The sequence below is a fragment of the Caproicibacterium sp. XB2 genome (assembly GCF_044880635.1).
GTDB classification, from domain to species: domain Bacteria; phylum Bacillota; class Clostridia; order Oscillospirales; family Acutalibacteraceae; genus Caproicibacterium; species Caproicibacterium lactatifermentans.
Genome location: NZ_CP173227.1, coordinates 977584 through 991806 on the forward strand (window position 1 = coordinate 977584; position 14223 = coordinate 991806).

The following is a 14223-nucleotide window of genomic DNA, read 5'->3' on the forward strand; positions in this document are numbered from 1 at the left end:
CGAGGTCACGCCTCCTTTTCATGTAGTTTTAGAAGATGAGACAATGTATGACGCATATCTTTTCTGGCAACGATATCATCCAGAAACCCCTTTTCCAAAAGGAACTCAGCGCTTTGAAATCCTTTTGGAAGTTTCTGACGAATGGTCTGTTCAATGACACGCGGACCAGCAAATGCAATCAGAGCTCCAGGCTCTGCGAGAAGGATATCCCCTTCCATTGCGAAGCTGGCTGTAACACCGCCAGTTGTTGGGTTTGTTAGAATTGTGATATACAGCAGGCCTGCATCACTGTGACGTTTAACAGCGCCGCTGGTTTTTGCCATCTGCATTAAGGACAGTGTTCCCTCCTGCATACGAGCCCCACCGGAAAGTGTAAATCCAACGACCGGCAGGTGCTGCTGTGTCGCACGCTCAAAAACGCGCGTTATTTTTTCCCCGACCACGCAGCCCATGCTTCCCATCATAAAACGGCCATCCATTGCAAACAAAGCACAGGGTGACCCACTGATTTTTCCATATCCAGAAATAACAGCTTCATTTTCACGGCTGTTCAGTCGGCTGCTTTTTAACTTAACTTTATAACCTGGGAAAGAAAGAAAGTCCTTACTATATAATGTAGAATCCCACTCTGTAAATGATTGCTCATCACACAAAGAAAGCAATCGTTTGCGGGCCGGCATCTTAAAATGATAGCTGCACTCCGGGCACACATTGTCATTCTTTTGGACGTCGATGGTAAAAAGCATTTTTCCACAGCCTGGGCATTTCACACACAGCCGGTCCGGAATTTGGGGTTGCTCCGGGGTACCGTTTGCTGCTGTTGCAATTCCGAAATTTTCTAATGTATTGCGGCTGGGTTTAAAGTTGGCACGTTTCAGCACAGCTTTTCCCTCTTTTCCATAAAGTCAGTATGATAGCTGCCATCCAGAAAACTGGGGTCAGATAAAATATCCATCTGCAGTTCAGCAGTATTGCTGACGCCTTCAATGACTAGTTCTGCCAGAGCAGCTTGCATCTTTCGAATGGCTTCTTCTCTGGTTTGTGCATAGACAATCAGCTTTCCCAACAGAGAATCGTAAAAAGGCGGCACCGTATAATCCTGATACAAAGCCGTGTCAAACCGCACCCATGGACCGCCTGGGATATGCAGCAGATTAATTTTTCCGCAGCTGGGCACAAACCCGTTTTCTGGGTCCTCAGCATTAATGCGGCACTCAATAGCATGTCCGCGCAAACGAACATCTTTTTGGGCAAAGGGAAGCTGTATACCGGAAGCAACACGGATTTGCCATTTTACAAGGTCCATGCCTGTTACCATTTCTGTTACGGGATGTTCCACCTGCAGACGCGTATTCATTTCCATAAAATAGAAACTGAGGTCACTGTCCACCAAAAATTCTATCGTTCCCAAACTGCGGTAATGAACAGCCTTTGCTGCTTTGCTAGCAGCTTCCATCATATTATGCCGCAACTGTGATGTGACGCAGACTGCAGGGCTTTCCTCCAGCAGTTTTTGATGTTTGCGCTGAATGGAGCACTCTCGTTCTCCAAGACAAAGGACGTTATCATAATTATCACATAAAATCTGCATTTCAATATGCTTGACTGGATTTAAGTATTTTTCAAGGTAGCAAGCACCATCTCCGAAAGCAATTTCAGCTTCTTTAGCAGAAGCATGCAGTGCTGGCAGCAGTTCTTCGGCGCTGTTCACCAGACGTATACCGCGGCCGCCGCCGCCTGCCCTTGCTTTAACAAGCAGAGGATAACCAATTTCCTTTGCCGCCGCTAATGCTGTTGCATCACTGTCAATCAGTCCGCTGCCTGGGACAACTGGAACCCCTGCAGCGCGCATTGTACGTTTCGCTTCATCCTTATCGCCCAACTTCGCAATCAGCCCAGAATCCGGCCCAATAAAGGTAATATGACATTCTTCACACAGCTGAGCAAATTTTGCATTTTCACTTAAGAGCCCATAGCCTGGGTGAATGGCCTGCGCTCCCGTTGTAACAGCGGCCGAAAGGATTGCCGGCATATTCAGATAGCTATCCTGTACACGGGCAGGACCAATGCAAACACTTTCATCGGCAAGACTTACATGCAGCGCATCCCGGTCTGCAGCGCTGAAAACCGCCACAGTGGCGATTCCCATTTCCTTGCAGGCTCGAATAATGCGTACCGCAATTTCACCACGGTTCGCAATGAGCATTTTGGAAAACACACCTTTTCACCTCATTTTTGTTACAGTCAGCCAATAATTGCAAAACTCAAGTCGCCGGTAACCGCCGTTTTTCCGTTCACAGTTCCACGGCATTTTGTAAAGTAAAATCCTTTATACTCTTTTGTTGGCCTGCAGGAAATTTCCAGTGTATCACCGGGCTTGACCGGACGATGAAACTTGACTTTGTCCATTCCTGTAAAATATGGCGTTTTCCCTTTCAACTTTTCTGCCAGCAGAACGCAGCAGGACTGCCCCATCATTTCACACAAAATGACACCTGGAACGGTCGGATTCCCTGGGAAATGGCCTTTTAAGAACCATTCATCCCCACGAACTGTGTATTTTCCCTGTGCTGTTCCGTCTGGCAGAAGGGTTGCTTCATCCACTAAAAGCATTGGTTCCCGATGTGGTAAAATTTGTTTGAGTTCTTCCCGATTCAAATAGAAGGTCCTCCTTTTATGTAAAGTAAAATTGCCTTACACGTAATAATGTAAAGCAATTTACTTTATCAATAGATTTTAAACAGGCATTGGCCATACTCGACCAACTGACCGTCTTCAATGCAAATATCAACAATTTCGCCATCCTGCGGCGCTGTATATTCGTTCATCAGCTTCATAGCTTCTATGACACAGAGAACTTGCCCCTGCTTTACCTTATCCCCAACATGGACATAGGGCTTCTCTCCAGGCGATGGTGCTACATAAACTGTTCCCACCATAGGTGACTTCAGTTCTGTTACATCATTAAAATTGACGACACCATCCTCTGTGTTTGTTGAAACAGTATCTGTAGCAGATGGTGCAGGAGCCGCCGCTGCAGGTGCCGCGGCAGAGATTGTTGTTACCGGTGCAACTGGAGGCAAATCTTTTTTCAGACAGACACGTTGTCCATCCTGTTCTACTTCCAAAGAGGTCAGTCCAGCCTCTTCCATAACCTGCGTTAGTTCTTTGATTTCCTGCAAGTTCATCAGTTATTCCTCCTCTGCTTTACCAAACACCAAGCAACCATTGTGTCCGCCAAAACCAAGGGATGTGGAAATAGCTGTTTTTAAGTCTGCTTTCATTGCTTTACCTGGTGTATAGTTCAAGTCACAGTCCGGATCTGGTTCTGTTAAGCCAATTGTGGGCGGAACAGTTCCGGTCTGCAGCGCTTTCAGGCATGCCAGTGCTTCCACAGCACCAGTGGCACCCAATAGATGCCCAGTCATACTTTTCGTGCTGCTTATCTTGACCTGATGTGCTGTTTCTTCACCAAAAGCCTGCTTGAAAGCCAGTGTTTCACTCTTATCATTCAAAACTGTACTGGTACCATGCGCATTGATATAAGTATTGCTACCAACGTTGACGCCGGCTTCCTTAACTGCCAACTGAATGCAGCGGGTGATGCCCTCAGCTTCCGGCTGCGGAGCAGTAATATGATAAGCATCGCTGGTGTTGGCATAACCGAGAACTTCACCGTAAATTTTTGCTCCGCGCGCTTTTGCATGCTCGTATTCTTCCAAAAGAAGAATACCGGCACCCTCACCAAGAACAAAACCACTGCGATTTTTATCGAATGGACGGCAGGCTGTGTTGGCATCTGGATTAGTCGTCAGTGCCATGCAGGAAGAAAATCCGGCAACAGTAAGCGGATTGATAGCTGCTTCGCTGCCGCCAGCAATCGCTGCATCTGCATAGCCGTCCCGGATACAGTGAAATGCTTCGCCAATGGTATGTGTACTGGTAGCACATGCAGTAACAATCGGTACACAGGGGCCTTTGGCACCCGTGCGAATAGAAACAACGCCGGCAGCCATATTCACAATCATGCTCGTAATCATATGAGCGGAAACATGCTTTCCATTTAGTAAACGCTTATAATTTTCTAGTGTTGTAGAAATACCGCCAATCCCGCTGCCAATATAGATTCCTAAACGTTCTGGGGAAATTTTTCCTTTAATACCGCTGTCTTCCATTGCCTGCTCAGTTGCAGCGACTGCATACTGAATAAAAAGGTCATATTTACGCAATTCACTTCTGGAAAAATACTGCAGCGGGTCAAAGCCTTTTACTTCTCCTGCCAGATGTACTTTTAAATCAGAGGAATCAAAATGGGTAATCCGCCCAATTCCGTTTTTCCCTTCTGTAAGGTTCTTCCATGTTTCGTCTGTTGTATTTCCAAGGGGTGTTACGGCACCCAAGCCTGTCACTGCTACTCTGCGCATAAAAAGCCTCCTTTTTTACATACCCATGCCGCCGTCTACGCGAAGGACGACACCAGTAATATAAGCTGCACGGTCACTTGCCAGAAACGCTACTGCCTGAGCAACATCTTCTGGAAGGCCAGGACGGCCGAGCGGCACAGCTGCAATTGCCTGACTGCGTGCCTGTTCTGATAAGGCAGCAGTCATATCAGACTGAATAAAACCGGGAGCGACAGCATTGCAGGTAATGCCGCGGCCAGCCAATTCTTTTGCTACACTTTTGGTCAGACCAACAACGCCGGCTTTGGCAGCTGCGTAGCTGGCTTGACCAGCATTGCCATGCAGCCCAACTATAGAAGATATATTGATAATATGCCCTGCACGTTTTTTCATAAAATTGCGGTACAAAGCCTGAATCATATAAAAAGCGCCTTTTAGGCTGACACTCAATACACGGTCAAGGTCCTCCTCTTTCTGTGCAAGCAAGAGATTATCCCGTGTGATGCCGGCATTGTTTACCAGGACATCTACGCCGCCAAAATCCTGCAGGACCTGCTTAACAGTCGCCTTAACCATATTAGAACTGGAAACATCACATTGGTATGCTTTTGCAACAGCACCGAGTGCCTGTAACTCTTTTACCGTTTCCTGTGCCGCAGATGTATTTCCCGCATATAAAATAGCAAGATTCATACCGTCCTTAGCAAGCTGCAGCGCAGTAGCATGCCCAATACCGCGGCTGCCGCCTGTAACCAGAGCAGTTTTTTTTGTATGACCCATGTTTCTATCCTCCCTTTTTTCTGATATCATCCCAAAACGGTTTGTACTGTCTGTTCTAGTTCCTCGGCTGTGCTTACCCGCAGAATCTGTACTTTGGACAGAGTCCGTTTTACAAAGCCAGATAATGTTTTTCCGGGACCAACTTCAATAAAGGTCCGGAATCCGTCAGCAGCCATGTTCTCCAATGTTTGCTGCCAGCGAACCGGATTTTCTATCTGGCGGGCCAGTACATTAACCTTCTCATTTCCATACGGTTTCGCCGTGTAATTGGCGTAAACCGGAATGGATGGCGCTTTCACACCTGTCTTTTGCAGCACTGATTCAAAAGATATCGAGGCCTGATGCATCAGTGGTGAATGGAACCCACCGCCAACGGCTAATTTTTTCGCACGTCCGCCGGCTTCAGCTACTTTGGCGCAGAACGCATCAATGTTTTCCTTTACACCGGCCGTGACCAGCTGTCCCGGACAGTTATAATTAACAGGATACATCTGTGAAAACTCCGCACAGATGGCCTCTACTTTTTCATTTGGCAGCTTTAAAACCGCGACCATGGAACCGGGATTTTCTTCATTGGTTTTCTGCATCAGACGGCCGCGCTCGGTTACCAAAGAGCACCCTAACGCATCATCTGCAAAAGCACCGGCAAAAGTTAATGCAGCAACTTCACCAAGGGAAAAACCTGCTGCACCGTCCGCGTGAATACCGGCCTCTTCCAGTGCGCGTGCTGCTGCAAGGTCAACAGAGAATACACACGGCTGGGTATTAGAGGTTTTCATGAGTTCTTCTTTCGTACCAGAAAAGCACTGTTGAATGGTACCCGGCCGAACCGATTCGACTGTATCAAAGACAGCCTTTGCAGCTGCGCTGCTGTCATATAAGGATTTTCCCATGCCTGGGTACTGCGCACCCTGTCCGGCAAAAAGAAATGCTATCTTACCCATTTTGGTGCCCCTTTCAGCATCTCTTCCGCTTGTGCACAAATTTCGTGGACAATCTCCGCCGCAGGCTGTTCTTTTTTTATCAGTCCGGCAATCTGTCCCGCAAGGAAGCAGCCGGTGGTTTCGTCGCCTTCCACCGCAGCGCGCCGCAAAGCACCGACACCGCGCTTTTCCAGCTCGGATACCGGAATATCCATTGACATTTCCGCTTTTGAGAAGTCCCGGCTGAAGCGGTTTTTCAGGCTGCGTGTTGCGTCCCCCTGTCGGCGCCCAGTGACGATTGTATCGATATCTTTGGCTTTTAAAATACGCTTTTTATAGTTTTGATGTACATTGCATTCATTGGCAACTAGAAAGCGTGTGCCCATCTGTACACCGCAGGCACCCAGCATGAATGCAGCTGCCATCCCGCGGCCGTCCGCAATACCCCCAGCGGCAATAACAGGAATCTTTACGGAATCACAAACCTGTGGCACCAGCGCCATAGTTGTTTCTTCGCCGATATGTCCGCCGCTTTCACTTCCCTCTGCTACGACTGCTGTAGCACCGCTGCGTTCCATCATTCGTGCAAGGCCAACACTGGCAACGACAGGAATCACCTGAATGCCTGCTTCACGCCATGCGGCCATATATTTGCCTGGATTTCCGGCTCCGGTGGTCAGAACTTTTACGCCCTCTTCTACAACGACTTTTGCAACTTCATCAGCAAAAGGACTCATCAGCATGATATTTACACCGAAAGGTTTATCTGTCAGTGTCTTTGCTTTGCGAATCTGTCCACGCAGCCAATCTCCGTTTGCATTCATGGCAGAGATAATGCCAAGACCACCGCCGTTGCTGACTGCCGCTGCCAAATCAGCATCTGCAATCCATGCCATGCCACCCTGAAAAACCGGATATTCTATTCCCAGAAGGTCACAAATTGGTGTATGCAGCATGGTTATTCCTTGCCGCCTTTCTGAATTAGATTCAGCAAGTCCTGTACATTTTTCAGGTTTGCATCATCTGGAATGTTAATGCCGAATTCATCCTCACAGGCCATGGCAAGGTCCACAATGTCCAGGGAATCCAGTTCCAGCTCCTCAAAGGTAGTTTCTGGCTTTAAAGAACCTGGCTTCAGGTCATCGTGATATTCGCGAAAGATTTTTTCGAGCTTTTCCATCGTTTCTTTGTTTTCCATTTTCAGTAGCTCCTTTGTTAGTTGTTGTTTATTATAGATAAATGAGTTTATTCTTTTTCCCAGCGGAGTACAGCTGTACCACTGGTCAGGCCAGAACCAAATGCACAGAGCATAAGTAGGTCATTCCGATGAAGGTGGCCCGCCCGCACTTCTGCATCCAGCAAAATTGGTATGCTGGATGCAGAAGTGTTTGCTGTATCTGCAATCGTTGTTGGGATTTTTTCTTTGGGTAGGCCGAGCTTTTTGGCTGCCGCGTTTAAAATGCGTTGATTTGCCTGGTGCAGCAGAAAATGGTCGACTTTCTCCAGCGGAATTCCGGTTGTCTCGCTGGCTTTTTGTAGCCCATGACAAATAGAGCGAACGGCAAACTTATAAACTTCTTTTCCATTCATGCATAGGCCCTGCGGCTGATAAGTGAACGCATCATATGGCGAGGTCCCAGCACTGCATGGAACGTTAATGGCAAGCGAGCCTTCAGCTGTCAGGTGGATATATTTGAGCGCGTCGCCCTCCCCCAGGACCGCTGCTCCCGCTCCATCACCAAACAAAACACAGGTGGAGCGGTCTTTCCAGTTCAGCAGCCGGCTGAGGCCTTCAACGGCAACCAGCAGTACGCGGATGGCCCTTTTGCGGACAAAAAGGCCGTCCGCCACGTCCATAGCATAAAGGAAACCACTGCAGGCAGCATTGATATCAAATGCCGGACAACTGGCCTGCAGCTCCTTTTGAATCATGCAGCCTGTACTTGGAGAAATCCAGTCTCCTGCTGCCGTGGCACAGATGATACAGTCTAACTCCTGTGGTGATGTATGTGCCATTTCCAGCGCCTTTTGTGCTGCCTGTACGGAAAGTTGCAAAATTGATTCTGTTGTCATCACATGGCGAGTATGTATTCCTGTTCGGGAATAAATCCATTCATCACTGGTGTCCAAAAAATTAGACAGTTCCTCATTAGAAACGGTATGAGCAGGCAGTGCACTGCCTGTGCCCAATATTGTAAAGCTCATTTTTCTTTATCCTCCCGGTGCAGCTTATCTGCAAAAAACTGATTGAGTTTTTGCACACCTTTCAGCATTGCTTCCTGTTCTTCTGTATTTAAAGCGCCGGAAACGGCCTTTACCATACGAGTATGAAAATAGCGATGTGCCATAACCGCCTTATGTCCTAATCTAGTCAGATGTACATTCACAACACGCAGGTCAGACGGACATTTCTTTTTCTCCACATATCCCTTCTTCGCTAGTTTATTTACAGCGGCTGTTGCGCTGGGCAAACTGACACGCTGATTGGCTGAAAGAGCGCTGATGGTGCAGTTGTCACCCGAATCGTACACAGCCTGCAGAAAATGGATCTCACTGATAGAAATATTTAGAACATGACTGTTTTTTAGCATGTCTTCTTCTATTTCCCGAACGGAACGAAAGGCCAGCGTCAGCAGATCATTTAATTCTGTTTCCAGCTGTGTCACTTAGTTCAGCCCCTCTTCTGTTATTTACTTAGTTAGACTAATTAAATATTATAATAAAAATGATTTTCCCTGTCAAGTGCAGGGTGAAAGTGCCTACACTTTCTCTGTGTATTTTTCGCTTTCTTGTCCATTCTATAGGATATGGGGGTGAAAAAATGCAGAACGATGTAAATCAAAACAAATCCAGTGAAAAACCGCAGCTTCCTATCTATTTACAGGAGGCAGTTTACCAAACAGCGCTGAGTGAAAAGACAGACGAAGAAATTCAAAAATTCGTACAGACTTTCACTCAGCAAGAAAAACAGAAGCCTGAAAATACCTAATTTCAAAAAGCAGCAGTGCGAAAAATGCAAGCTGCTGCTTTTGATGTACATAATATAATGATTTAATAATCGAAACCATGAACCCAGTCGGATTTCTTGTAATAAATTAAGAAAATGGCAGAACTGATGCTCCATGTAAGCGGATATGCCCAAAAGACCAATGTGATGTTGTGTGAAAAATGCATGGCCACCGAAATATAAAAGATTCGGAACACGCACCAAACTCCCAGCATCACCAGCATGGGAACTACCGCTTTGCCAGCCCCACGGCAAATGCCGGCAATACAATGAGAAAAGGCCAACACAAAGTAAAATAAGGTTTCAATATGTGCCTGCCGAACGCCATATGCAATTACGCCGGAGTCCTGATTGAATAGGCTGATTAGAAATGGTGCACTGCAAAAAATGATAACGCCTATGCCTTCTGCTAGCAAAATAGAAGTTAGAATGCCAAACCGTGCACCAGTTTTGGCACGGTCATGTTTCCCCGCACCAAGATTTTGACTGACGAAAGTAGAAAGTGCTATAGCAAAGCAGGTAATGGGCAAAAATGCGAATCCTTCAATTTTAATGTAAGAGCCATACCCAGCCATAGCATTTTCGCCAAAAGAGTTAATGTTTGTCTGCACAATGACATTTGCAAAGCCAATAACCGAGTTTTGTATACCTGTAGGAATACCATAATGAATCATTTCCCGCAGCGTATCTGTATGGAACCGTACTTTATGGAGAGAAACTTGATAAATGGTACCCTTCCGCGTCAGATGATAAAGACTTAGCAGCATACTTACAGTTTGAGAAATAGTTGTTGCAACAGCCGCAGAACCTACCCCAAGATGAAAGCCGCAGATAAACAGAAGGTCCAGCACGACATTGAGAATGGACGAAAAGATGAGGTAGTACAGCGGACGTTTACTGTCCCCTACCGCATTCATAATACTAGTAAAAATATTGTACAGGACGATTGACAGTGCACCGCAGAAGTAATAGCGAAAATAAACAATGGATTGTGGCAGTACCCGTGGGTCCGTTCCCATCCACCGCAAAATTTCCGGCGTTGCCCAAATGCCAACGATTGTCAGCAGGATACCGGCAACCACTCCAAATGCCACATTGGTGTGGATAGCTTTTGACATTTTCTCTTGGTCACCGGCACCAAAGTATTTGGAAATGGCCACACCGGCGCCCATAGCCATTCCTGTAAAAAAGCTGACTAACAGAAAGATGAGGGTTCCGGAGGAACTGACTGCCGCCAATGCGCTTTTTCCTAAGTAATTTCCAACAATCACAGAATCAACCGTATTATATAGCTGCTGAAAAAGCTGGCTCAGAAAAATGGGAACAGCAAACTGAATAATCAGTTTTTGGGGGTTCCCTGAAGTCATATCTTTTGTGCTTTGTTGAGCCACCTGTGTATGTAACTGTAAATGCATGCATTTCTCCTAACTTTTTGTGATAGCAAATCTATTGTAACATTTACACAAAGAAACTACAACTACGAGAGATTTATCTTTTTATCGTTGATGGCTAGGGTAAGAAAAATGGCTGAAAAGCTCATTAAGCTCTCCAGTCATTTAAAAAGTTTGTCTATTATTTTTAGAATTTACCGGCTTCCAGACGGTAATGGTCTTGACTGTCCTTTTTTTCATTTATCATACGTTCCCGATACTCTGCAACCGCTGCGAAGAGAACATCTCCGGAAGAGTTGATGGCTGTTTCGCAGGCGTCCTGAATGACACCAATGATAAATCCGACGCCAACTACCTGCATAGCAATATCATTAGAAATTCCGAAAGTAGAACAAGATAGCGGAATCATCAGCAAGGAACCTCCGGCAACGCCGGAAGCTCCACAAGCAGCGAGTGTAGAAAGCGCACATAGGAACAATGCTATAGGAATATTCACTGGGATTCCCAGTGTATGCACTGCTGCCAATGTCATTACCGTTATGGTAACAGCTGCGCCATTCATATTGATTGTTGCTCCTAATGGAATGGAAACGGAATACATATCTTTATCCAATCCAAGCTTTTCGCACAAAGCCATATTGATTGGAATATTTGCAGCGGAACTGCGCGTAAAGAAAGCGGGAATGCCGCTTTCTTTCAGGCATTGCAAAACCAGCGGGTACGGATTCTGTTTCAGGCAGATTGCAACAATCAGTGGATTCGTTCCTAATGCCACCATAGCCATGCAGCCAATCAAAACTGCAATCAATTTCCCATATGTAACGAAAATATTAAGGCCACTTGTAGAAATAGAGTGATAAATCAATCCCATAATACCAAACGGTGCGAAACTGATAATCCACTGAACGACTTTTGAAACAGCGTCAGAAATATCTCCTAAAGCAGATTTCGTTCCCCGAGAGGCTTGCCGCAGTGCCAGTCCAATCAGCAAAGCCCATACCAGAATCCCAATATAGTTGCCATTTGCCAGTGAATTTATGGGGTTTGCGACAATATTTTGAAGCAGTGTTGTAAAAACTTCTCCAATACCGCTGGGAGCTGCCTGAGAAACTTTCGCCTTTGTAAATGTAAGCGTAACTGGGAATAAAAAGCTTGCAAAAACAGCAACAGCAGCCGATATGAGAGTACTGAGAATATATAGGAAAATAACTGTTGCAAATTTATGTCCAAATTTTCCTTTTGCCTGAGCAATGGAACCAGTGACCAACACAAACACCAAAATAGGTGCGATAGCTTTTAATGCACCAACAAACAGCGTGCCCAATGTGCTAATCCAACTTGCTTTTGGAAATGCCAATGCCAGAACGAAACCGACAACCAACCCGCATAGTATTCGTATGATGAGATTGGTGCTGTTCCATTTTTGAATAATTTTTTTCATCTTTTGTCACCTTGTTTAATATTAGCTTGGAACCGCTTCTATTCTATTGTAACGCTTATATCTACTTTTGTCCATAATTGGTGGAAATCACTAAATTGTGTATATGGAAATACAATCCCAAAAACAGCATAAAAGCGAATGCTGTTTTATGCTGTTTTTTAAAAAATAATAAGGCCTGAACTTTATTAAAAGTAGGTTCAGACCTTAAAAAGTTAATTCTTTCTTTTTTTAATAAATGATCAATCCAATCTTTATTGTGTAACGCTGCTTTCAGCAGGCTCGGTCTTTACGGCATCGCTTGGCTCTTCCGCATCGTCGTAATCATTTGCCGCGTGGAATTTATCGATAATCCAGAAAATGAAGCCCATAATCATAGCGACGCAGGCACCCAGTGACATTCCCGTCAGCTGAATCTGACCGATTTGAATAAACGCACCAGAAAGGCCGGTCACCAAAATCACGCTGGTCATGGCAAGGTTGCGAGAACGGCTGTAATCGACTTTCTGTTCAACTAGCAGACGAATACCGGAGGTCGCAATCATGCCATAAAGCAGAAAACTGACACCGCCCATAACCGGGCTGGGGATAGCCTGTATGACAGCGGATACTTTGCCAAAGAAAGAAATGATAATAGAAATGACCGCCGCACCGCCGATTACCCAAACACTGTAAACACCGGTCATTGCCATAACGCCGATGTTTTCGCCGTAAGTCGTGGTTGGTACGGAGCCGACCAAGCCAGAAATCATGGTGGAAACACCGTCACCCATCAGCGTGCGGTGCAGACCTGGGTCCTTAATAATGTTGCGTCCAACAATTTTACTGGTTACAATCTGGTGTCCGATATGTTCTGAAACGACCACCAGCGTAGCCGGCAGAACAATGGAAATCGCATTCCAGTTGAACTTTGCCATCTGGAAATGCGGAATTGCAAAGACAGGAGCTGCATTCACTGCTCCCCACTGGACCATTCCGAGGCATGCGGATACAACGTAACCGACAACAATCGCAACCAGAATCGGAATAACTGCCAGAAATTTTTTAAACAAAACAGAACCAAATACCGCAACGCATAGTGTAATCAGAAATACAATCACCTGCTTGGGATCAATTTGCTTATAGTTATCATGCAGGACTAAACCGCCCATTTTGGCTGCCGTGCCGGAAAGTTCAAGGCCAATGAGTGCAACAACAGCTCCCATAGCGGCAGGCGGAAGAATCGCATCAATCCATTTTGTACCACAAAATTTGATAATAAGCGCTATTACACAAAATAAAGCACCAGTTACCACGAATCCGCCCAACGCGTAAGCATAACCAAGACCGGTGCTGCCGATGATGATGGTTGCCGGAGCAATGTACGCGAAGCTGGAACCGAGGTAAGCTGGTGCTTTTCCCTTTGTAACAAGAATGTAAATAAGAGTACCAACGCCATTCATAAATAGAACGACTGCGGGATTGATACCCAAAAGTGTCGGTACTAAAACGGAAGCACTGAACATTGCGAACAGATGCTGTAGACTAAGAGGAATAAACTGCTGAATAGGTGGCCTTTCCTCTACTTGAATGATGTGTTTCTTCATGTTACGACATACTCTCCCTCATAATACATTTTTAAGCCATTGCCAATTATACAGCAGTATGCGCACAAAATCAAATAACGGAGAAGTCTCTGTCCTGCATTTTAACTCGCCAGCCCATTTTGTCAGTCCATCGCTGTCCATTTCAATAAGTATAATAAGTAAGTAACATAGAGTCCCTGCCCTCCGGTTGCTGTATTAAAACTATTAATGCCGCTGCTTTGTTTTAGTACGGTCCATGAATTTAAAGCCCGCAAGATCTTTAATGAGTTTTTTGAACTCGTTTGAAAAGCACTTTGAAAACGAAAAAATCGCACTGCCAAGCCATTTTTGGCCTAACAGTGCGGTTTTTGATATGGTCCGAGTGGCGAGACTTGAACTCACGGCCTCTTGACCCCCAGTCAAGCGCGCTACCAACTGCGCCACACCCGGATATTCACTGACAACAAAAAATATAATATCACAAATACTATAAAAAAGCAAGAAAAAATTTCTCCACTGTATAAAACGCGAAAAACGGAGCAATTCTTCAAAAAGGCTGCTGTCACGTTCCTCATATTTCGATTGATTTTTCGTTCGTATTTTACTTTACGGTTCAAACGCAAAATCGGTCTTCTCATTCTTTTCAAGATAATGGTAATCATATCCGCTGGTAAAAGAAACTGTAAAGATGTTTCAAGATATAAGGCCTTATATCA

15 protein-coding genes and 1 tRNA gene are annotated in these 14223 nt (G+C 45.5%); 1 reads left to right on the top strand and 15 read right to left on the bottom strand.

Annotated elements, in window-relative coordinates:
- Positions 1–5: 5 nt before the first annotated feature.
- From accD to ACIHKT_RS04760, 11 genes are all read right to left on the bottom strand, one after another.
- A complete protein-coding gene (gene accD / locus ACIHKT_RS04710) occupies positions 6–881 on the bottom strand; it encodes an acetyl-CoA carboxylase, carboxyltransferase subunit beta (protein WP_086035779.1) in 876 nt (291 codons plus the stop codon).
- On the bottom strand, positions 875–2218 hold the full coding sequence (accC, locus tag ACIHKT_RS04715; protein WP_174403189.1) for an acetyl-CoA carboxylase biotin carboxylase subunit: 1344 nt from the start codon (positions 2216–2218) through the stop codon (positions 875–877). Before accC ends, accD begins: the two co-directional genes overlap by 7 nt.
- A 26-nt stretch (positions 2219–2244) precedes the next feature.
- Positions 2245–2658: a 3-hydroxyacyl-ACP dehydratase FabZ gene (gene fabZ, locus ACIHKT_RS04720; protein WP_086035781.1), complete on the bottom strand. Its 414-nt coding sequence runs from the start codon at positions 2656–2658 to the stop codon at positions 2245–2247.
- Positions 2659–2726: 68 nt separating this feature from the next.
- Positions 2727–3188: an acetyl-CoA carboxylase biotin carboxyl carrier protein gene (accB, locus tag ACIHKT_RS04725; RefSeq protein WP_086035782.1), complete on the bottom strand. Its 462-nt coding sequence runs from the start codon at positions 3186–3188 to the stop codon at positions 2727–2729.
- A 3-nt stretch (positions 3189–3191) separates the two neighbouring features.
- On the bottom strand, positions 3192–4424 hold the full coding sequence (fabF, locus tag ACIHKT_RS04730) for a beta-ketoacyl-ACP synthase II (protein WP_086035783.1): 1233 nt from the start codon (positions 4422–4424) through the stop codon (positions 3192–3194).
- Between the two features lie 15 nt (positions 4425–4439).
- Entirely contained in the window at positions 4440–5183 is a 744-nt protein-coding gene (fabG, locus tag ACIHKT_RS04735) for a 3-oxoacyl-[acyl-carrier-protein] reductase (RefSeq protein WP_086035784.1), read from the bottom strand.
- 26 nt (positions 5184–5209) lie between these two features.
- A complete protein-coding gene (locus ACIHKT_RS04740) occupies positions 5210–6127 on the bottom strand; it encodes an ACP S-malonyltransferase (protein ID WP_086035785.1) in 918 nt (305 codons plus the stop codon).
- Entirely contained in the window at positions 6115–7062 is a 948-nt protein-coding gene (gene fabK / locus ACIHKT_RS04745) for an enoyl-[acyl-carrier-protein] reductase FabK (RefSeq protein WP_086035786.1), read from the bottom strand. The genes ACIHKT_RS04740 and fabK overlap by 13 nt, the downstream gene beginning before the upstream one ends.
- A 2-nt stretch (positions 7063–7064) precedes the next feature.
- On the bottom strand, positions 7065–7304 hold the full coding sequence (locus ACIHKT_RS04750; RefSeq protein WP_086035787.1) for an acyl carrier protein: 240 nt from the start codon (positions 7302–7304) through the stop codon (positions 7065–7067).
- A gap of 47 nt (positions 7305–7351) precedes the next feature.
- Positions 7352–8311: a beta-ketoacyl-ACP synthase III gene (locus ACIHKT_RS04755; protein WP_174193135.1), complete on the bottom strand. Its 960-nt coding sequence runs from the start codon at positions 8309–8311 to the stop codon at positions 7352–7354.
- On the bottom strand, positions 8308–8772 hold the full coding sequence (locus ACIHKT_RS04760; protein ID WP_086035790.1) for a MarR family winged helix-turn-helix transcriptional regulator: 465 nt from the start codon (positions 8770–8772) through the stop codon (positions 8308–8310). The genes ACIHKT_RS04755 and ACIHKT_RS04760 overlap by 4 nt, the downstream gene beginning before the upstream one ends.
- A gap of 155 nt (positions 8773–8927) precedes the next feature.
- Here ACIHKT_RS04760 and ACIHKT_RS04765 point away from each other — a divergent pair, with 155 nt between their 5' ends.
- Positions 8928–9095 (top strand): hypothetical protein, encoded by a 168-nt coding sequence (locus ACIHKT_RS04765; RefSeq protein WP_157658934.1) that lies wholly within the window; start codon positions 8928–8930, stop codon positions 9093–9095.
- Between the two features lie 62 nt (positions 9096–9157).
- On the opposite strand, the gene ACIHKT_RS04770 is transcribed toward ACIHKT_RS04765, so the two are convergent.
- The 4 genes from ACIHKT_RS04770 to ACIHKT_RS04785 all read right to left on the bottom strand — a co-directional run bounded on the left by ACIHKT_RS04770 (position 9158) and on the right by ACIHKT_RS04785 (position 13957).
- Positions 9158–10528 carry an MATE family efflux transporter gene (locus ACIHKT_RS04770; RefSeq protein ID WP_174193134.1) on the bottom strand — a complete coding sequence of 457 codons (1371 nt, stop codon included), beginning with the start codon at positions 10526–10528 and terminating at the stop codon, positions 9158–9160.
- A 163-nt stretch (positions 10529–10691) separates the two neighbouring features.
- Positions 10692–11945 (bottom strand): serine/threonine transporter SstT, encoded by a 1254-nt coding sequence (sstT, locus tag ACIHKT_RS04775; protein WP_174403191.1) that lies wholly within the window; start codon positions 11943–11945, stop codon positions 10692–10694.
- A gap of 251 nt (positions 11946–12196) precedes the next feature.
- The gene (uraA, locus tag ACIHKT_RS04780; protein ID WP_086035792.1) at positions 12197–13528 is read right to left on the bottom strand and encodes a uracil permease; all 1332 of its coding nucleotides are present in this window, start codon (positions 13526–13528) and stop codon (positions 12197–12199) included.
- Between the two features lie 353 nt (positions 13529–13881).
- Positions 13882–13957, bottom strand: a tRNA-Pro gene (locus ACIHKT_RS04785).
- Between the last annotated feature and the right edge of the window lie 266 nt (positions 13958–14223).